Annotated in this window: 16 protein-coding genes and 1 pseudogene; 13 read left to right on the top strand and 4 right to left on the bottom strand. The window is 55.2% G+C overall.

The genetic code is table 11. From position 1 onward, the window contains the following. The first annotated feature begins 29 nt into the window (after nucleotides 1–29). The 4 genes from NST43_RS18650 to NST43_RS18635 all read left to right on the top strand — a co-directional run bounded on the left by NST43_RS18650 (nucleotide 30) and on the right by NST43_RS18635 (nucleotide 3,552). The gene (locus NST43_RS18650) at nucleotides 30–1,361 is read left to right on the top strand and encodes a VWA domain-containing protein (RefSeq protein ID WP_339218619.1); all 1,332 of its coding nucleotides are present in this window, start codon (nucleotides 30–32) and stop codon (nucleotides 1,359–1,361) included. Nucleotides 1,362–1,532: 171 nt separating this feature from the next. After that, on the top strand, nucleotides 1,533–2,174 hold the full coding sequence (locus NST43_RS18645; protein ID WP_339218618.1) for a DUF4004 family protein: 642 nt from the start codon (nucleotides 1,533–1,535) through the stop codon (nucleotides 2,172–2,174). Nucleotides 2,175–2,207: 33 nt separating this feature from the next. Beyond that, on the top strand, nucleotides 2,208–2,894 hold the full coding sequence (locus tag NST43_RS18640) for a hypothetical protein (protein WP_209993123.1): 687 nt from the start codon (nucleotides 2,208–2,210) through the stop codon (nucleotides 2,892–2,894). Continuing rightward, entirely contained in the window at nucleotides 2,887–3,552 is a 666-nt protein-coding gene (locus NST43_RS18635; protein ID WP_339218615.1) for a hypothetical protein, read from the top strand. Before NST43_RS18640 ends, NST43_RS18635 begins: the two co-directional genes overlap by 8 nt. Before the next feature lie 2 nt (nucleotides 3,553–3,554). Here the strand turns inward: NST43_RS18635 and NST43_RS18630 are convergent, their stop codons facing one another. Next, nucleotides 3,555–4,181 (bottom strand): GyrI-like domain-containing protein, encoded by a 627-nt coding sequence (locus NST43_RS18630; protein ID WP_339218613.1) that lies wholly within the window; start codon nucleotides 4,179–4,181, stop codon nucleotides 3,555–3,557. A gap of 140 nt (nucleotides 4,182–4,321) precedes the next feature. Here NST43_RS18630 and NST43_RS18625 point away from each other — a divergent pair, with 140 nt between their 5' ends. Both NST43_RS18625 and NST43_RS18620 read left to right on the top strand, forming a co-directional pair. Beyond that, nucleotides 4,322–5,200, top strand: a complete 879-nt coding sequence (locus tag NST43_RS18625) for an SMP-30/gluconolactonase/LRE family protein (RefSeq protein WP_339218611.1) — start codon at nucleotides 4,322–4,324, stop codon at nucleotides 5,198–5,200. 285 nt (nucleotides 5,201–5,485) lie between these two features. Then, nucleotides 5,486–6,904 carry a response regulator gene (locus NST43_RS18620; protein ID WP_339218609.1) on the top strand — a complete coding sequence of 473 codons (1,419 nt, stop codon included), beginning with the start codon at nucleotides 5,486–5,488 and terminating at the stop codon, nucleotides 6,902–6,904. Nucleotides 6,905–6,995: 91 nt separating this feature from the next. Here NST43_RS18620 and NST43_RS18615 read toward each other — a convergent pair whose 3' ends face one another. After that, nucleotides 6,996–7,463 carry a MarR family transcriptional regulator gene (locus tag NST43_RS18615; RefSeq protein ID WP_339218608.1) on the bottom strand — a complete coding sequence of 156 codons (468 nt, stop codon included), beginning with the start codon at nucleotides 7,461–7,463 and terminating at the stop codon, nucleotides 6,996–6,998. 168 nt (nucleotides 7,464–7,631) lie between these two features. On the opposite strand from NST43_RS18615, the gene NST43_RS18610 reads away from it, so the two are divergent. The 3 genes and pseudogenes from NST43_RS18610 (at nucleotide 7,632) to NST43_RS18600 (ending at nucleotide 10,646) form a co-directional block, all read left to right on the top strand. After that, nucleotides 7,632–9,086, top strand: a complete 1,455-nt coding sequence (locus tag NST43_RS18610) for a DHA2 family efflux MFS transporter permease subunit (RefSeq protein WP_339218607.1) — start codon at nucleotides 7,632–7,634, stop codon at nucleotides 9,084–9,086. Nucleotides 9,087–9,206: 120 nt separating this feature from the next. Continuing rightward, nucleotides 9,207–9,653 (top strand): annotated as a pseudogene (locus tag NST43_RS18605) (carboxymuconolactone decarboxylase family protein). A 30-nt stretch (nucleotides 9,654–9,683) separates the two neighbouring features. Continuing rightward, nucleotides 9,684–10,646: a sigma-70 family RNA polymerase sigma factor gene (locus NST43_RS18600; protein WP_339225468.1), complete on the top strand. Its 963-nt coding sequence runs from the start codon at nucleotides 9,684–9,686 to the stop codon at nucleotides 10,644–10,646. Between the two features lie 113 nt (nucleotides 10,647–10,759). Here NST43_RS18600 and NST43_RS18595 read toward each other — a convergent pair whose 3' ends face one another. After that, nucleotides 10,760–12,115 carry a PFL family protein gene (locus tag NST43_RS18595; RefSeq protein WP_339225467.1) on the bottom strand — a complete coding sequence of 452 codons (1,356 nt, stop codon included), beginning with the start codon at nucleotides 12,113–12,115 and terminating at the stop codon, nucleotides 10,760–10,762. Nucleotides 12,116–12,143: 28 nt separating this feature from the next. After that, a complete protein-coding gene (locus NST43_RS18590; protein ID WP_036700808.1) occupies nucleotides 12,144–12,413 on the bottom strand; it encodes an ACT domain-containing protein in 270 nt (89 codons plus the stop codon). A gap of 233 nt (nucleotides 12,414–12,646) precedes the next feature. Between NST43_RS18590 and NST43_RS18585 the strand changes: the two genes are divergently transcribed. The 4 genes from NST43_RS18585 (at nucleotide 12,647) to NST43_RS18570 (ending at nucleotide 19,204) form a co-directional block, all read left to right on the top strand. After that, complete coding sequence (locus NST43_RS18585; protein WP_339218605.1) at nucleotides 12,647–14,281, top strand: diguanylate cyclase; 1,635 nt, start codon at nucleotides 12,647–12,649, stop codon at nucleotides 14,279–14,281. A 49-nt stretch (nucleotides 14,282–14,330) separates the two neighbouring features. Further along, a complete protein-coding gene (locus NST43_RS18580; protein ID WP_209993147.1) occupies nucleotides 14,331–14,702 on the top strand; it encodes a response regulator in 372 nt (123 codons plus the stop codon). Next, nucleotides 14,689–17,976, top strand: a complete 3,288-nt coding sequence (locus NST43_RS18575; protein WP_339218603.1) for an ATP-binding protein — start codon at nucleotides 14,689–14,691, stop codon at nucleotides 17,974–17,976. Before NST43_RS18580 ends, NST43_RS18575 begins: the two co-directional genes overlap by 14 nt. 253 nt (nucleotides 17,977–18,229) lie before the next feature. After that, nucleotides 18,230–19,204 carry an aldo/keto reductase gene (locus NST43_RS18570; protein WP_339218601.1) on the top strand — a complete coding sequence of 325 codons (975 nt, stop codon included), beginning with the start codon at nucleotides 18,230–18,232 and terminating at the stop codon, nucleotides 19,202–19,204. Nucleotides 19,205–19,310: the final 106 nt, after the last annotated feature.

Raw genomic sequence — 19,310 nt, 5'->3', positions numbered from 1 at the left:
TACATGTGAGAGAGTAGGAGAGTGCATTCATGAATCCTAATATAATCAAGCTGGTAAGCGGCTCCAATGCGAAGCTGGACGAGGCCTCCACCCAGGCAACTGTGAAAATATCCTGCAGCAGTTCTCCGGCCATTCTGGATATTAGCTGCTTCATGGTGGGCGAGAACGGGAAGGTGCCGTCTGATGATTTCTTTATCTTTTATAATCAGCCGGCTGACCCCAAGCATACGGTCGTATTCAATCCTATCGATAAATACAGCGGGGAGTTCGCCATTGATCTGCGCGCACTCAGCGCCTCGGGCATTGATAAATGCGTCTTCGCGGCTACGCTGGACGGTCCCGGAACCTTCGCTGATGTCAGAGGCTGCAGAATCAGCGCGGCAGGGAAGGATACGGAGCTGGTGTATGAGATTGTGGAAGGCAATGCCGAGACCTCGCTCGTGCTGGCAGAGCTGTACCGCCACGGCGCGGGCTTCAAGCTGCGCGCGGTCGGCCGGGGCTTCCATGGCGGACTGAAGCCGCTGGCGGAAGCGCATGGGGTCGAGGTGGAAGACGAAGCGCCGGAGAACGGCAGCGAAGCAGAGGCTCAACCTCTGTCAGGTCATACAGAAGCAGCGGCTACATACAGCGGACCGCCTAAGGACACAGTCCAGGAGGAGACTCCCCGGCCTGCCCTGAATTTGACGAAGATTGATCTTCTGAAGCAGCAGGTAGGAATTTCACTGCGCAAGAAGAATCTCGACCAGGAGAAGGCGAGGGTAGCCGTGGTGTTCGATGCATCTGGCTCCATGGCGCAATTATATGCGAAGGGAGTCGTGCAGCGGGCTTTTGAACGGGTGCTGGCTGTGGCGGCCAAGATGGATGATGACGGGATGCTGGATGTCTGGTTCTTCGCTACCAAGAGCAAAAGAATGCCGAGTGTGAATGAACACGGCTATGAGGACTATGTGAAGCGGACCTATCCGGGACCGAAGATGTTCGGGGGACTGGGCATCGGGAACAATGAGCCGGTGGTTATGGCGGATCTGATCAAGAAATACACGAAGGAGGAGCCGGGCGACCTGCCGGTATATGTAGTGTTCTTCAGCGACGGGGGCATCTATGAGACGCCCAAAATATCGAAGCTGCTGATCCAGAGCTCGAAGCATAATATCTTCTGGCAGTTTGTGGGGCTGGGCAATGCAGATTATGGCGTGCTCCGTGAGCTTGACGATCTGCGGGGCCGTTATGTGGATAATGCTGATTTCTTCGCGCTGGATGATCTGGACGAGGTCAGCGATGAGGACCTGTATGACCGGCTCTTCAACGAGTACCCGAAATGGCTGCGTGAAGCCCGGCAGAAGGGCGTTGTGCGTTCGTAGAATGGAGTATAGAGGGCAGATCCGAAGCCGGGGAAGGGCTGGGGTCTGCTCGTTTTTTGATGCAGGGGTGGATAGGAGGTGGCACTGGTGAACGGGAGGGGATCACTTCAGGTAGCTTACCAGTTTACAACGTAACAGTGTTATGTTACGATGATCGCAAGGAGTGGTGATATGGAAGAGGATTTAATCTCCAAGAAGGAGCTACTCGATGAGACGGGTATCTCTTACGGGCAATTGTACCGCTGGAAGCGGAAGCAGCTGATTCCTGAGGAATGGTTCATCCGCAAATCTACCTTTACGGGACAAGAGACCTTTTTTCCGCGTGCGCGGATATTGGGGCGGGTTCAGCATATTTTACAGAAGAAGGATGATCTCTCCCTGGATGAATTGGCGGGAAAGCTGTCAGAGCCGGCATCTTCCTACAAGATAAGGTTGACATTATCCCAGTTAAAAGAACGTAACATTGTTTCGGTTAGCAGTCTGGAGCGGTTCGGGAGACCGGAGATTGAAGGCATATCGCTTGCCTTCGAACAGATCCTTCATGTATTCGCAGCAGATTGGCTGCTCAGCAAAGGGGAACTCAACTGGGAGGAAGCGGACCAGCTCTATCAGACGCTGGAGAGCCATGCACCGGGGTACGGGGAGAAGGGGTGGGAGCTGTTTTTTGTGCGGAAGATGGGGGTCAGCTTCTTCATTATGGCTCTGCCGGGAGCCGGGCTGGCCTTGGATGACGGGGTAAGGCTGGTGAGCAGGCTTCGCTCTGCCGATCTGGCGGAACTGCTGAAGGGGCGATTGAGTGAAGGCGGCTTATAGAGTAAGGAACAGTAAATCACAGGAGGCTGGACCATGGAGAAGAATGAACTGCCGGATCTGGTGATGGATGGAGTCAACACGGCTGCTGGAGGCAGGTATCACAGCGTGAGTATCAACGGCGTAAGTAAGATTAACGGAGCGCTCAGCGCACATACCTACAGCTGTGACGGCGTGATGAAGCAGAACGGTGACCTCTCGGCGGAAGAGCTGGAGATGAACGGAACACTCAATCTGAAGGGCAATCTGCAGGTGGGCGGAATGAAGCTGAATGGGGTAGTGAACGGGGAAGGCAGTCTGCGGGGAGAGCGCTGTGAAATGGACGGTATGCTGAAGCTGAAGGGCAATTGTGAGCTTGAGGAACTGACCGGTGCAGGGGTATTCACGGTGGGGGGCCTGCTCAGTGCGGGGCGGATCGAGTTCGGGCTACAGGGTCACTCGGAAGCGGTAGAGATTGGCGTAGAGAGCCTGGTGATCCGCAAAAAAGGCAACGCGGCCTGGGGCAGACTGTTAGGCGGTATGATTCCCAAGCTCAAAATCGGGCTGCGGGCCAAGCTCATCGAGGGCGATATGCTAGATCTGGAATATACGAGTGCAGATGTAGTAAGGGGCGGTACGGTCATTATCGGGCAGGGCTGCTCGATTGGCCGGGTTGAATATAGAACGGGACTGACTGTACATCCCGATGCTCAGGTGGGAAAGGAGGAGAAGATCGGTGAATGAAGCGTTAGAACGCCATGACCTGAAGATACTCGGGACGTCGAGCTCTGTCGGCGGAGTTTTTAAGGATGTGAAGGTGACGGGAGAATGTACTTTTAGCGGGGACGTGGATTGTGTGAAGCTTGCACAGACCGGAGAGGTGGCGGTGGAAGGAAATCTTCGGGCACAGGATATCAAAATCACCGGGGAGTGCAAGGTGAAGGGCCGGGTAGACGCAGCCAGCCTGCGCGGACAAGGAGAGCTTACAGCAGGCGGCGGGCTGCGGATTGAGGATATCAAGCTCACCGGCGGGATCATAGTTACCGGCGACTGTGAAGCAGAGCAGGTGCAGCTTACCGGAATTATGGAGGTCAGTGGACTGTTAAATGCGGAGAAGCTCGACCTGACGTTATTCGGCCCCTGTAGTGCAGATACGGTCGGCGGCGGCAGCATCTCCATCAAGCGCAGCCGTTCCGGCGCGTTGCTGAGACCCGGGAAGAAGATGAGCTTCGCGGCCCGGCTGATTGAGGGGGATCAGATCGAGCTTCAGCATACGCAGGCGCAGACCGTCCGCGGCGGAAGCGTTGTAATCGGGCCCGGCTGCGAGATTGAGACGGTGGAGTACCGGGAGCTGCTGGAGGTTCATAAGAGCTCGATAGTACGGAACACGGTGAAAATGTAACGTTAATCCTGCCGGACGGCCTTGAACCGCAGCACGGTTCGCAGCTTCTCCGGGCGGGCACGCCGGGCATCCGAGATATAGATTTCGCGGTGCAGGTGAGACTCCCGCAGCAGGCCCTGAGCAGAGCAGAATTGCTCCATTCTGGCGAAGCTGCGCGGTTCATCATCATAAGGGCCGAGATGCAGCATTTGTACACTCAGGCCGTCTTCGCAGCGGACGAAGACAGCCTTGTCCAGCAGCGGGTGCGGCTTGCTGCGCTTGACCTGTTCCAGTACTTCAGCGGCCAGCGCCGGGGTGACGAAATCCGGCTGCCGGATCATTAAGGTGTATATTAGCTCGTTCTTATCAAGAACGGCAGAGCGGCGTCCGGCTTCGCTGAGATCCCATACTCCTTCCAGCGGGAAGACGGTGTAGTCGTAGTAGCCTTCGGGCGCGGGTCCTTTTCTCGGCAGCATCTTAACTGCATAGGACAAGGAATACAGCACAGCGACTGCTTCTGCGAAAGCGCTGCCGTTGGGATTGCCTTCTCCCCGCAGGGTGAAATAAGGGAGGGCGGGAACCTGAATCAGCCCCGGTTCGGCAGGGGGCAGGTATAGGGCTTTGTCTTGTTTTCTCCATTCGACCTTCATGCGGGTCACCTCAGTTCATAGGATTGTGCTGCATTCAGCATAACATGCGAACCGGACAGGTGTATGTCAGGTTGGCGGCGGGAGGCTGGAGGCTGGAGGGGCAATAGTACATAGAAAGAGTATCTATTCGAGGAGGGTTTATGTTGAGCGGAACAATGGAATGCGTGGTTGCTGCGAAGGCGGCACTCGGAGAAGGTCCTTATTGGGATCACAGGAACGGCAGATTGTATTGGATGGATGTTGACAGTAATGAACTACATCTCTATGACCCCGGTAAGGGGACGGATGATATTCATTCCTTTGAGCGAAAAGTAAGTGCAGTCGTACCGGCGGAGCACGGCGGCTGGATTCTGACGATGGAGGACGGGATCTACAGATATATGGAGCATCAGCCTGTGGAGCTGCTGGCAGCGGTGGAGACCGGAATTCCCGGTAACCGGCTGAATGATGCCAAATGCGACAGCCGTGGACGGTTGTGGTTCGGCTCGATGAACAGAAGGTTTGCGGGAAGAGACGGCAGCCTGTATGTAATGGAATCCGCTGGTGAGGTCCGGCAGGTATTGAGTGGGATCGGCATCTCCAACGGCTTGGCCTGGAACGACAGCTTGGGGGTCATGTATTATATTGACACGTTGACCAAGGGGATTGATGTGATGGATTATTCGCTGGCAGACGGCTCAGTAAGCGGGCGCCGGACGGTCATCCGGTTGGCGGAAGACGAGGGCTGGCCGGATGGAATGACGATCGACAGCGAAGGCATGCTCTGGGTCGCCCATTGGCGCGGGGGCTGTATCTCACGGTGGAATCCCCATACAGGCGAGCAATTGGAGAAAATCGAGGTTCCGGCGCATTATGTAACCTCCTGTACTTTCGGCGGCGAGAATCTGGACGAGCTGTACATCACTACGGCATGCGGATACATGAGTGCAGAAGAGCTGGAACGCTGGCCGCAGGCGGGCGGATTGTTTCGGTTCAAGCCTGGAGTGAGGGGCCGGGAGGCTAATCGGGCGGCTTTTTAGGGAGACAGGACAGCGGGAGATAAGTCAGGCGGATTGCCTGCACTAGTACCAAATAGCAGAAGTGGAGTTGTTTATACGGCGGATATTCTGCCTGTGAGCAGCTTTTTTTTGATGTGCAGGAGATGATGTGCTGGTCTGAGTGTGCGTGACTGTCCCGCCTTTTTATTTTCAGAATAAACAAAATATGGTATTGTATCTATATATTGAAACGCTTCCACGCAGAGCGGTGACAAAGGCGGAACCCAATATCAATCATTATTCCTATCAAAAGCAAGGAGGACTTCGATGATTAAGGCTGTTGTCGTAGACGATGAGCGTCTGGTGCGCCAGGGTTTCATCTCACTGCTGGATTGGCCGTCCTTCGGGGTGGTGATTACCGGAGAGGCCAGAGACGGGCATGGGGCACTGGAGCTGCTGCGCGAGCAGGAGACGGATTTGCTGTTCGTGGATCTTTCGATGCCGGGGATGACCGGGTTCGAGCTGATCCGAGAGGTGAGGCTGCGTTATCCCGCAGTACGCTGCGTGGTGCTGGCCTGCCATCATGAATTCGATGATGTGCAGGAGGCGCTGCGGCTGGGAGCGGTGGATTACATTGTCAAAACGCTGCTGGAGCCGGAGAATGCCGATGAAATCATCCGCAGACTGGTGGAGCGGATCAGGTGGGAGGACGGGAATAAAAGCACCCCTGCAAAGGCAGAGCAGAGGGTGATCGCTGAGGACAAAGCGCTGCTCTATGTGCCGCTTACGCCGGAACTGAAGGAAGAGCAGTTGTATGCGCTCTCTATGGTGAGAAATTCCACACTACATGCTGTGCAGGGGATGTGGTTGTCTCCGCTGCCGTATCCTGTGGATGCAGCGCGGATCGGAGGAGAGCTGGGCGCGGTGCTTGGGACAAGCTGGACAGCGGCGCTGCTGGAGGGGGTGCGCGGTCAGCCGCTGAAGAGAATCGCTGCGGTTGTGGAACAGTCGGCGCGGCAGGCGCTGTTCTATGCGGCAGGCGGCCAGGCGGTCCCGAGGCTGCACTATGGTGAACTGCAGACGCTGGCCGCGCAGCAACAGCCGGAGGCGGGCGCTCCTTCGGCGCTGGTGCAGGGACAGAATCTCCGCTGGACGCTGGAGCGGAGAGAATGGGACCTGTTCACCAGCGGGGTTGTGTCCCAGCAGCCGGGCCCGGCTGCGGTGGCGGACTTTGGCCTGGAGCTGCTGCGGAGCTGGAGCCGGCTGCTGCTTACAGCGGAGGATGCGCAGCAGCTTGCGCTGGCAGCAGAGGGCAACCGGACCTGGCGGCACTGGCAAGTCTGGCTGCACCAGTTCACGGGGCATGTGCAGCGCCGGATGATTGAGCTGAACCTGAGCCAAGAGGTGATGTTCTGCCTGATCACCGCCGTGCGTTATATGAAGAGCCATGCCGGAGAAAAAATTAATCAGGGCGACGTTGCCGCCGCCATCCACATGAGCCGGGGCTATTTCAGCCGGTGTTTCGCCCGGTTCGCCGGTGAGACTTTCGGGGAGTGCCTGCGGGGCATGCGGCTGGAGCTGGCGAAATCACTTCTGCTGGAGACCCCCGTCCCGGTGTGTGAAATTGCCTGCCGGTCCGGCTTCGGGGATGACCGTTATTTCAGCAAGCTGTTCCGCGAGCATGTCGGCAAGCTGCCGAGTGAATACCGCGCAGAAGGGCTGGCGGAGCGTTTAGCCGCAGACTGAGAGCCATGCAACTGCGCTACCTGTCATGCTGCTGATCTCTCTGTCCCGTAACCCGTCATACGCGGCCATCGGGCATCCCCATTCAATACAGTTAGCCCTGTCCGTTCAGCCGGTCTGAGTTGCGGGTGACCTTGTGGAGCAGGTCGATCAGCGTATCCAGCTCGCGCTCGGTGAGATCCATGGACAGCTCGCGGTTGAAATCGTCCAGCAGCGTCTGGAAGACCGGGGCGAAGTCGAGCGCCTGGGGGGTTGGATACAGCAGGAAGGAGCGGCGGTCGGTCGGGTCCGTCCGGCGCTCAATATATCCCGAGGCTTCCAAAAGCTTGACGGAGCGGGTGGTTGTCGCTTTATCGCATTTAATCCGGCTGGTCATCTGATCCTGGGTGATTCCCGGATGACTCAGCACCAGCTTTAAGAAGCTATGCTGGCCTCCGCTGCCGATGCCATAGGGAAGCAGCTCCTTGGCCAGTATTTTTTGGTTCTGACGGTGAAGATGAGAGATCAGCTTCCCGATCGGTTCTCTGACTGGTTCACTAACCGGTTCTTTATTTATAGTCACAATGGACACCTCGCTGAGGATGATAACGGCAGCCTATCAAGGGAATACCGTCTGCCTCAGATCTTACCGTAATTTTGTTGCGCACGCAACTAATTTGCAGTACACTGTGAAGGATTAGTTTGTTGCGTGTGCAACTATATTACATTGGATACAAGAGGGTGTTAGCGGATGAGCAGCTTAGAGGCGACCTATCAGGAGGATGCCGGGATACAGAAGAAGCGCTGGCTGATTCTGATCGTGCTTAATTTGTTTACTTTTATGTCTACACTGGACGGAAGTATTGTGAATATTGCGCTGCCAGTGCTGGTGAAGGAGCTGGGGCTGCCGGTAGCCCAGGTGGAGTGGGTAACAACGGGATATCTGATGGCGATCTGTTCAGTGATTCTGTTCTTCGGGAAGCTGGGTGACATCGCCGGTAAAATCAAGATGTTCAAGCTGGGCATGATCGTCTTCACCATCGGCTCGCTGCTCTGCGGATTAAGCCACAGCCTGCCGCTACTCATTGCTTCGCGTGTAGTTCAAGCGGTCGGGGCGTCGATGACTATGGCGAACAGCCAGGGCATTGTTACGGATATTTTCCCGTCAACGGAACGCGGCAAGGCTCTGGGCTTGATCGGAACCTTCGTGTCCCTCGGCAGTATAGCGGGGCCAAGCCTTGGCGGAATTATCGTATCGTCGATGGGCTGGGAGTATATTTTCTGGGTGAATGTGCCGATTGGAATTCTGGCGATTGCGCTGGGCTGGAAGGTGCTGCCGAAGGATCTGGTCCGTGTGAAGTCAGGGATTGATGTTCCTGGCAGCCTGCTGTTTGCCCTCTTCATAGTTTCTCTGTTCGCCGGATTGCTGCTCGGCCAGCAGCTGGGATACGGGGATACCCGGATACTTGCCGCTCTTACCGCTGCGGTTATTATCTTCATCGTCTTCCTGATCGTGGAGCAGCGCAGCGCTGGGCCGCTGCTTCAGCTGACCCTGTTCAAGAATCCCTTGTTCTCACTGAGCATATTCTGTGCCTTTCTGGTGTTTGTCTCGAACTTCTGCTTCAATATTATCGCGCCGTTTTATGCGCAGAATATGCTGAACATGTCCCCCTTCGATGCAGGCTTCCTGCTTATGCTCTACCCGATCTGCATGGTGATAGTCGCACCGTTAAGCGGGGCGTTGTCCGATAAAATCGGCTCGGAGCTGCTCACTTTTGCAGGGCTTATCGTAATGGTGGTTGCCCAGTTCGGGCTGGCCCGGCTGCATGAGGGCAGCCCGGTTATGCTGGTCGGCGTCTGGATCGCCATGCTCGGCATCGGCAGCGGGATGTTCGGCTCACCGAACAATTCGCTGATTATGTCCACAGTGCCGCGAACACAGCTGGGCTCGGCAGGCAGTGTGAATTCGCTGGTCCGTAATGTGGGGATGGTCGTCGGAATTACCGTAGCCACCTCGATCCTGTTCAATGTAATGAGCAGCAAAGCCGGCTACCGGGTAACCGGGCTGGTGGAAGGACGTCCTGAGCTGTTCCTCTCAGGAATGCATGTAGTCTTCCTGACTTCGTCCGGGATCTGCCTGTTATCGGCGCTGCTTACCGGTTGGCGGCTGTTCTCCTCGCGGAGGGCTAAGAGCCTGAGCGCATAAAGTGTATAAAAGAGCAGGGCTGCGGAACTTCGCTGTCCTGCTTTTGTTTTGTCACAACATCCGTCCCCATCTTGTCTACAGTTATGAAGAGCAATACAATCATAATGGAGGCGACCTAATTTGAGTCTACGAATGAATTATCGTGAGGTTAACGGCCCGGCGTTCCGGGCAATGATGGCGCTGGAGCAGCATGCAGGAAGCCGCAGCAAGGATAAAGTGCTGTATTAACTGGTTAAAATACGGGTCTCCCAGATCAACGGCTGTGCGTTCTGTCTGGATATGCATGGCAAGGATCTGATGAAGCTGGGCAACTATGCCGATCATATTCTGCTGCTGAGTGTGTGGCGCGAAGCGCCGTTGTTCAGTGCGAAGGAACGTGTGCTGCTGGAATTCGCCGAGCAGGTCACGCTGATCAGCGAAGCTGGAGTTCCGCTGGAGCTGTACGATAAGATGCTTACGCACTTTAGCGAAGAGGAACTGGTAGACTGGATTATGGCGATCAATACGATCAACAGCTGGAACCGGATTGCCATTACGACCGGGATGTTCCCGGGCTGCTTCGGCTAAGGATTAGGACAGGAGTGTAAGGAAGGAGAGCTGCGTGAAGTGGACAGGGGTAAAATAACGGCTCAGGCCGAGACGCCTGCGGAGGAGAATCCAGGTATGGAGGAGCTGTATCAGAATTATAAAAGCTATGCCTTCTCCATTGCGTACCGGATGCTTGGCGTGGTTGCCGATGCGGAGGATGCGGTGCAGGATATGTTCGCTGAGCTGCAGCACCGGGACCGGAGCGGCATTCAGAATATCAAAGCCTATGTGGCCAAAGGTATGACCAACCGCTGCCTCAATATGCTGAACTCGGCACGAAGCCGGAGAGAGACTTATATCGGGGAGTGGCTGCCTGAGCCGGTAAGCGAGAGATACGATGGGCCGGAAGCGGCGGCAGAACGCAAGGATAATCTGTCGTATGCTTTTCTGGTGCTGCTGGAGCGTCTGTCTCCCACGGAGCGTGCGGTATTCATACTGCGGGAAGCCTTCGAATACGACTATGAAGCCATTGCCGGAATGGTAGGCAAGTCGGGCAGCAACTGCCGGCAGATCTTCAGCCGGGCCAAGCGTATCCTGCAGACAGAGCCGGCTTCCCGGTTACCCTCGCTCCGATATGGAGCAGTCACCGAGAATCTGCTGGTGCGCTTCACTACCGCGTTCACCTCCTATGATGTGGGCGGCATGCTGGAGCTGCTGGGCGAGCATCCGGTCCTGGTTGCCGACGGCGGGGGCCGCGAGGTGCATACCATTCTCCGGCCGATGACCGGCCGCCGGGGAGTTACTGCACTGCTGACCTCGAAGCGGGTTATGCACTATTTGCGGGAGTGGAAGCCTTCCTGCGGGCTGCTGAACGGTGAGCCGGGCCTGATCTTCACCGATCAGGGAGTCGTGAAGTGTGTGCTCTGCCTGAGTACGGATTCCAGCGGGGAACGGATTCAGAACCTGTATCTCTTAATGGACCCTGTCAAGCTGTCCCATATTACCGTACCGCCGGAGCCGCCGCAGAGCTGATGTCCGGCAACAACCAATAAGACACGTTACTCTCCCTGAGCGGGAAGGCAACGTGTCTTTATTGGTTGTTAGGGGTGTGGGAACATATTCAGCCGGATAGCCTGCACGCTCACTTAATTCTTGAAGCTGTGGATCGGTGCGGGAATCCGCCCGCCGCGGTTGACGAAGCCCGCACAACTGAACGGGTTGACGGCCATGACTGGAGCGTATCCGAGCAAGCCGCCGAATTCGACCATCTCACCGACGTCCTTGCCGATGACCGGAATGACGCGGACCGCCGTAGTCTTGTTGTTGACCATCCCGATGGCAGCTTCATCGGCAATGATGCCTGCGAGGGTCTCTTTGCTGGTGCTGCCGGGAATGGCAATCATGTCAAGGCCTACCGAGCAGACACAAGTCATAGCTTCGAGCTTCTCCAGAGTCAGCGCCCCGCGCTGTACAGCCTGGATCATGCCGTGGTCTTCACTGACCGGGATGAAGGCGCCGCTTAAGCCGCCGACATAGGAGGAGGCCATGACTCCGCCTTTTTTGACATTGTCGTTAAGGATGGCCAGTGCAGCTGTGGTCCCGGGAGCACCGGCTTCCTCCAGGCCCATGACCTGGAAAATCTCAGCGATGGAATCGCCGATCTCAGGCGTAGGGGCCAGCGACAGGTCGATGATGCCGAAGGGCACATCCAGGCGCTTGGAGGCTTCCTGGGCGACCAGCTGGCCGACACGGGTAACCTTGAAGGCTGTACGCTTGATTGTCTCGCACAGGGTCTCGAAGTCCTGCCCCTTCACCTCTTCCAGCGCCCGCTTGATCACACCCGGGCCGCTTACGCCAACGTTAATCACACACTCCCGCTCGCCCACCCCATGGAAGGCACCGGCCATGAACGGGTTATCCTCCACCGCATTGCAGAAGACTACCAGCTTGGCGCAGCCGATAGAGTCGCGGTCTTTGGTGCGCTCAGCCGTCTGAAGAATGATGTCGCCCATCAGCTTCACGGCGTCCATGTTGATGCCGCTGCGCGAGGAGCCGACGTTAACGGAAGAGCAGACTCTCTCGGTCACCGCCAGCGCTTCCGGGATACTGTCAATCAGAATCCGGTCGCCCTTGGTACAGCCCTTCTGCACCAGCGCGGAATATCCGCCGATGAAGTTGACGCCTACCTCCTTGGCCGCCTTGTCCAGAATCTGGGCGACAGGCACGTAGGTATCGGTATGTACAGCCCCCGCAGCAATCGAAATCGGCGTTACGGAGATCCGTTTGTTGACAATCGGCACTCCGAATTGGCGCTCCAGATCCTCACCGGTCTTCACGAGCTTCTCGGCGGAGCGGGTAATTTTGTCATACACCTTCTGGTTGAACACCTTCATGTCGGTATGGGCGCAGTCCATCAGGCTGATGCCCATCGTAATGGTGCGGACATCCAGGTTCATTTCCCGGATCATTTTATTCGTCTCCTGAACTTCTACAATCGAGATCACTAGCGCTCACTCCTCTCTTCGCCGGTTAAATCCGGTGCATAATATTGAAGATATCCTCATGCTGCAGCTTGATTTCCACACCGATGTCTTCCCCTACCTGCTGAAGCTCCTCCACAATCTCCTCGAAGGACTTGCTGGGGGCAGAGATGTCCACAATCATCATCATGTTGAAATAATCCTGCACAATCGTCTGGGAGATGTCCAGAATGTTCAGATTGTGCTCTGCGAGGTATGTACACACTTTGGCGATAATGCCTACCTTGTCTTTCCCGAGTACCGTAATAATCCCCTTCAATTTAAAAGCCTCCCGTTATCCATCGTCTGTAATCTTCGCTCATTGCCGCATTAATGGAATGAACGATTTTAATTATTATGTCAAATCAAGGTTAGGTTATCAACCAAAGCTTTTGTGTCGGGCTGATCAGAGATTTGAGCTTGCATTTTCCTGAGGGTATAATAATGTTGACACTTGATGTAAAATATGATTTATTGGATTTTTGAATGATAAGCTGGACATAAGGAGCTATTATGACAACGAGAAAATATAAAGAGCTGGTTGAAGAGCGCACGAGAGAAACGCTGCAGAAATGGTCGGAACAGTCAGTAGTCGAGGAGAAGGATATTTATCGTTTCCTGCATAATTTGAAGGGTACCTCGGGTACTGTGGGTCTTGATGCTGTAGAGGCGTTCTCCGGCAATGCGCTGCTCTATTTCTCGGATGACAATCATAGAAGCTGGACGGAAGCAGAGTGGGGCGATTATATCTATCCGCTGCTGGAGCTGTTTGAGGAGCCGAAACCTGTGGGTGCGCTGCCCCCTCTGACTCCGGGGATTTCATTGTCCCACGGCAATGTCCACCAGCAGTACGAAATTCTGATCGTGGACGATGATGTGGAGCTGGTTGCTTTTTTGCGGGAATCGCTGGAGCGTAAGTCTTATTATGTCAGCATTGCGCTGTCGGCAGGACGCGGACTGAAGCTTTTTTATGAGACCAAGCCGGATTTGATCCTCCTTGATATTCTGCTGCCGGACCGCAGCGGGATTGATGTGCTGAAGCAGATTATCGGCAAAGCCAAAAAAGAGCGGATTCCAATCATTATTATCAGCGGCGAGCATTCCATAGAGGTTCAGAAGTATGCCTATTCGCTCGGTGTTATGGATTATATACAGAAGCCGGTGGACATTGATTTGTTCCTGGTCCTGATCAAGAACCGCTTTGAGCTGAAAAAGGAGTGGCAGAAATCGATCATTGTCGATGAGCTGACCGGGGCGTTCAACCGCAAGTATTTCAACCAGACGATGAAGCAGCTGATCGCCGATTTCAGACGGACAGGCCGGACCTTCTCCCTCGCTCTGCTGGATCTCGATCTGTTCAAGCAGATTAACGATACTTACGGGCATCTGATGGGGGACGAGGTGCTGCAGAGCTTCTCGGAGCTGGTGAAGCAGTCCATCCGCACGGAGGATACCTTCTGCCGCTATGGCGGTGAGGAGTTTGCCTTGTTCATGCCTAATACCCCTGCGGCGCAAGCGCTGCTTGTGATGGAGCGGATTCAGGAGGTCTTCGCGGCCCGGGAATTCGAGGGCAAACGCGAGAGCTTCCATGTTACCTTCTCCTGCGGGGTGACCGAGGTCACCCAAGAGGTGCCGGATGCCGATACACTTGTAGAGGAAGCGGATCTGGCGCTCTATGCCAGCAAGCATAACGGCCGGAACCAGAGCACCCTGTACAGCCAGGAGCTGCTGCTGGGCCAGCGCGAGACGCTGCTTAACGTTATTATTGTGGATGATGATCCGCTCATCCGCAGAATTGTGACGACCCACTTCGCTGCATGGCAGCCGGGGACCACCGCCAGGGTGAAGGTTGCCAGTTATGCGGACGGCGCGCTTTTTCTCGAATCGGACTGGTATGCTTCTGAAGAGAAATATATTATTCTGCTGGACGGCGTTATGCCGGGGCTTGACGGGCTGGAGGTGCTGGAGAAGATCCGCAGCAGCTATCCTGAGCTGAACATTCTCGTGATTATGCTGACCGGGCGCAATAATCAGCGGGATATTATCCATGCCCTGCAGATGGGGGCGGATGATTATGTCATTAAGCCGTTCCATCTGCCGGAGCTGCTGACCCGCATTGAGCGTCTGGCCCACCGGTTTCTGTTCTAAATGCAATACATCCCAAGCAGGGATGACTGAAAGGTGAGAGTGAGCTATGGTGCAAAAAGTACTGATTGTAGATGATGAAGAGGTTCTGCGCATGCTGATTGAGGATACGCTGGAGGATTTGGAGAATGTGGAGGTTCATACCGCCGAGAATGGGGGCGAGGCGCTAGCCAAGCTGGCGGAGGCCCCTTACGACCTGGTGATTCTGGATTACATGATGCCCGTAATGACCGGCATTGAAGTGCTGAGCGAGCTGGACGGGGAGCTGAAGAGCCGGACGCCGATTATGATGCTGACAGCGAAGGCACAGGAGATGGACCGTAACCGGGCCAGAGAGGCGGGAGCCCGTTATTTCATGCCCAAGCCGTTTAGCCCGATGGAGCTGCTGCAGCTCGTGGAGGACATTCTGAGTGAGAAACCTTAAGCTTAAAGACCGGAGCATCAAAACGAAATATTACCGGATTCTTCTGCTGCTGTTCGTGGCCATTATGGCCGGAGGAATCGGGCTTGTCTTCTATATCAATGCCCAGCAGGAACAGCTGGATCAGAAACGTGATGTGCTGCAATATAAGACGGCGACGATTAACGAGCTGGCGGTGACGCTCAGCGAGGTCTTTTTCCGGGCGAGAGGTTATGTGGCTACCCAGAGTGAGAATGAGCTTGCGCTGCTGAACACTGCGCTTAAGGGGCTTGACGGCATTCTGGATCAGTATTCCTCCCTGAAGCTGTCACCTGAAGAAGTCCGGTACAGAGATGACCTTAAGGATTTCTATGAACAGTACAAAAGCCAGACCTTGCCCGAAGTGATGCGTCTGGTGAAAAATAATGATTACGAGGGAATCCGGAGCTTGTCGCAGAACGGCAGCACCAAGGCTGTGAACGAATACCTGGACTATACCAAGCAATTCAAAGCCAATTCGGATGCGCTGCTGAATGAGCTGAACTCCCGCTCGATCAGGCAGGCGGATACGTTCACTTTGTTTGCTTTTCTGCTTAGTACATTATTGCTGCTGTTCTTCACTCTGCTGATCTGGCGGATGCTCAAAATTATCATCGATCCGATTGTGAAGCTGGAGGAAGCTACGAATTCGCTGGCGGCGGGTGATGCGGTTCTGCTCGGTAAGCTGCATAAGCAGGATGAGATCGGGCGGCTCTATGACGCCTTCCTGAATATGGCCCATAGCATCCAGGACAAAGAGGAAGAGCTGATGATGCAGAATGAAGAGCTGCACGCCCAGCAGGACGAGCTGCAGGATCAGCAGTACAGGCTGGAGCGGTCACTCAGTGAAATCGAGAGCATGATGAAGGCGCTGAATCAGACCTCTGCCGTCGGCATTCTTTCGAACAAAGGCGTGTTCACTTACGCGAACGATAATCTGAGCGTCTACACAGGGTATAAGAGCTCCGAGGTTATCGGGTACACCTACCGGCTGTTTGAGCTGCATAATATTTCGGAATCACAAGAAGAGCAGATGATCCGCAAGCTGTCGACCGGCGGAGTGTGGAGCGGAGAGACGGAGCTGAGGGCCAAGGAAGGTTCGCCGCTCTGGCTGCAGCTGACAATCATGCCGTATCTGAACGATGAAGGCCAGATTTACCAGTATATTTTGATTGCCAATAACATTACCTCGATGAAGAATGTGCAGCAGGAGCTGGCGGAGACGCTGACAAGCACGGAGCAGACGTCCATGATGCTGGAGCTTAACAATCAGCTGAATCATGAAATCACCTATACGCTGGACAAGCAGGAGTTCGCTGACAAGTTCAACACATTCATGAACCGTCTGTACTCGTTTGACTCCAGTCTTTTCCTGCTGGTCAAGGATAAGATTGCGGTGGTCAAGGGGGTTCCGCCGGAGAATGTGGAGCGGTACATCGGTGAGGGCAGCGAAGAGATTCTGTACCGCCTGAGCGTGGAGAAGTCGTATATGGTGAAGCGGGTGGGCTCGGTCAGAGAGCAGGGGATATCCGCTAATGAGGTGTATTGTTACGATTACTATACGACCGTGGTGAATGCTGAGGATGAGATTCTGGCGGTCTTCTGCGGAACGCGCATCGGGCATCCGTTCACGGAGGAAGAGACCAGCGAAATTCAGGGGATGATGAACCGGGTCGCCCTGGCCATTGAACGCCTGTTCATGTACGAGGAGATTGAGAATGGCCGCAAGCTGAATCAGGATATTGTGAACAACGTCAATGAGGGCATCCAGTTCGTCGGTACAGACGGCGTCATTCAGCACATTAACAAGGCGCTGAGCCAATTGTTCAGCTATGAGGACTGGACGGAAGGCATGCTGATTCCCCAGGAGCGCTGGATGGAGCATTTCACCTCCCGGGTGAATGAATCAGAAGAGCTGGAACGCTTTTACCAAAAGGCGATGTCCGGGCATACTGTTGACTCCAGTGCGATGAAGTATTCTATCGGCAAGGAAAATATGAAGCATGTGGATGCCTATGCCATACCGGTCTTCCGCCGGGAGGTCCGGGTGGGGACGCTGTTCGTCCACCGTGACATTACCCGCGAGTATGAGCTGGATCTGATGAAGTCGGAGCTGGTCAGTACCGTCAGCCATGAGCTGCGGACGCCGCTGTCGAGTGTACTGGGCTTCACAGAGCTGCTGCTGTCCAAAACGATGAAGCCGGAGAAGCAGCTGAAATATCTGGAGACCATTCATAAGGAAGCCAAGCGTCTGACGGAGCTGATCAACGACTTCCTGGACCTGCAACGGATGGAGTCCGGTACACAGCTGTACAATGTGGAGAAAGTCAACCTTAGCGAGACAGTCCTCAGTGTCATCGATCAGTATAAGCTGAGCGGTACCCACCATATTCTGCTGGAGGATGAGGCGCTGAATCCCGAGGTTGAGGTAGACAAGGATAAAATTATCCAGGTGCTGACCAACCTGCTGAGCAATGCGATCAAGTTCTCGCCGGGCGCAGGTGAAATTAAGGTCATGCTTCATAACGAACCGGGCATCATTACTGTACGGATTCAGGACAACGGACTCGGGATTCCGAAGAATCAGATCGGGCAGCTGTTCCAGAAATTCCGCAGAGTGGACAATAGTGCCTCCAAGCGGATTGGCGGTACGGGGCTCGGCCTGGCGATCTGCAAGGAGATTATTGAGAAGCAGAAGGGAACGATCGGGATTGAATCCGTTGAAGGTGAAGGCTCGACGGTGTGGTTCCGTCTTCCGGTGATGCAGGCAGAGACCGGCCACCCCGAGGAGGAACCGTCCCTTAGATGGAGCGCAGGCAAGGAGCAGAAGCCGGATGTGATGATTGTGGAGGATGATTACAGCCTGTCGCTGCTGCTCTCGGAGGAGCTGAAGGGCAAGGGCTTCCGGGTCACCCATCACTACCATCCGCAAAAAGCTTTTGACCAGGCCGTCAAAACGCCCTTCGTAGCGATCGTTGTGGATCTGATGCTGGGTGATGATCTGGACGGCTGGGATCTGATACGCATGCTCAAGAACGATCCCCGGACTGAGAAGGTGCCGATTGTCATCTCCTCGGCGCTGGATAAGGACGATAAGAGCATGATGGATAACGTGCAGAAATATCTGACCAAACCCTATCCGCCCGGCGAGCTGTCGGGTACGCTTCAGGAGATAGTGGACATTCAGCTGAAGACAGGCGAGGTGCTGTTCCCGGATAACGGTGAGGCCGGGCATGGGCCGGTGGTTGAGGAGAGTTAGAGTGAGTATCGAGTGAGTGCTGAGTATCTGCTTAGTGGGTACATTGGTAATGCAATAATATGATGGATTATAGATATGGAGGAACAAGTCTCTTTTGGGGGGCTTGTTTTTTTGTGTATTTGGGGGTTCTCTCGGGTGGGGGAAGGGGAAGAGGGGGAGCGAAATCCCAGCAAAACTTGCTTTAGAGTGGGCTCTAAGGGTTATAGTGAATATGAAGCAGCCAATCTAGCAGGAGTGAAAGGGAGGAATTGCGATGAAGTACAGTTATTTGGGTAAATCGGGGTTGAAGGTCAGCCAGTTGTGTCTGGGGACGATGAATTTCGGACCGGAGACGGAGGAGAAGGATGCCTTCAGAATTATGGATGCGGCCCTCGATGCGGGAATTAATTTCTTCGATACGGCGAATGTGTACGGCGGCCAGGACCGGCGGGGCTGGACGGAGGAAATTATCGGCCGCTGGTTTCAGCAGGGCGGCGGACGACGCGAGAAGGTAGTGCTGGCCACCAAGGTCTACAATGACATGTTGGACGAGCAGGACGGTCCCAACTCCGGCTCAGGCTTGTCTGCTTACAAGATCAGACGACATTTTGAAGGCTCGCTGCGGCGCCTGCAGACGGATCATATTGAACTATATCAGATGCATCATATCGACCGGAACGTATCGTGGGACGAGCTGTGGGGCGCGTTCGAGATCCTGGTGTCCCAGGGCAAAGCCGATTATATCGGCTCCAGCAATTTCGCGGGCTGGCATATCGCTGCTGCCCAGGCGAAGGCTAAGGAGCGCCATTTCCTCGGCCTTGTCTCCGAGCAGCATCTCTACAATCTGCTGGAACGGACGCCGGAGCTCGAAGTGCTGCCAGCCTCACAGGAGCTGGGCCTGGGTGTCATTCCGTGGAGTCCGCTGGCCGGAGGCCTGCTGGGACGCAATGCACTCGCCAAGACCGGAGTTCGCAGCGCCCGTTCGGCCAAGCTGGAGCAGCACCGCAGCCAGCTGGAGCAGTTCTCCGCGCTCTGCAAGGAGCTGGGCGAGCATGAGGATCAGGTCGCTCTGGCCTGGGTACTGGCGAATCCGGCGGTGACTGCACCGATTATCGGGCCGCGTACGATCGAGCAGTTCGAGGACTCGCTGCGGGTAACTGAGATCACGCTGGATGAAGAAACGCTGAAGAAGCTGGACGAGATCTTCCCCGGACCGGGCAAACCGGCACCGGAAGCCTACGCCTGGTAAGCAGAGCCTTGGACCTTGTCCATCCCGTAGCGCATATACGATACGTAATGACCTGAAGAATAACAGCCGGACTGTCCCTGACGGGATGGTCCGGCTATATTTTTGT

Source organism: Paenibacillus sp. FSL H8-0332 (assembly GCF_037963835.1).
Classification (GTDB): Bacteria; Bacillota; Bacilli; order Paenibacillales; family Paenibacillaceae; genus Paenibacillus_AQ; species Paenibacillus_AQ rhizoplanae.
Note: the sequence above shows the minus strand (reverse complement) of the source record. Positions and strands in the feature narration are given on the sequence as shown.

Bases quoted from the DNA above. Each gene is read 5' to 3' on its own strand.
- NST43_RS18650 (WP_339218619.1), top strand. From the start codon at position 30: ATGAATCCTAATATAATCAAGCTGGTAAGCGGCTCCAATGCGAAGCTG.
- NST43_RS18645 (WP_339218618.1), top strand. From the start codon at position 1,533: ATGGAAGAGGATTTAATCTCCAAGAAGGAGCTACTCGATGAGACGGGT.
- NST43_RS18640 (WP_209993123.1), top strand. From the start codon at position 2,208: ATGGAGAAGAATGAACTGCCGGATCTGGTGATGGATGGAGTCAACACG.
- NST43_RS18630 (WP_339218613.1), bottom strand. From the start codon at position 4,181: ATGAAGGTCGAATGGAGAAAACAAGACAAAGCCCTATACCTGCCCCCT.
- NST43_RS18625 (WP_339218611.1), top strand. From the start codon at position 4,322: ATGTTGAGCGGAACAATGGAATGCGTGGTTGCTGCGAAGGCGGCACTC.
- NST43_RS18620 (WP_339218609.1), top strand. From the start codon at position 5,486: ATGATTAAGGCTGTTGTCGTAGACGATGAGCGTCTGGTGCGCCAGGGT.
- NST43_RS18610 (WP_339218607.1), top strand. From the start codon at position 7,632: ATGAGCAGCTTAGAGGCGACCTATCAGGAGGATGCCGGGATACAGAAG.
- NST43_RS18585 (WP_339218605.1), top strand. From the start codon at position 12,647: ATGACAACGAGAAAATATAAAGAGCTGGTTGAAGAGCGCACGAGAGAA.
- NST43_RS18570 (WP_339218601.1), top strand. From the start codon at position 18,230: ATGAAGTACAGTTATTTGGGTAAATCGGGGTTGAAGGTCAGCCAGTTG.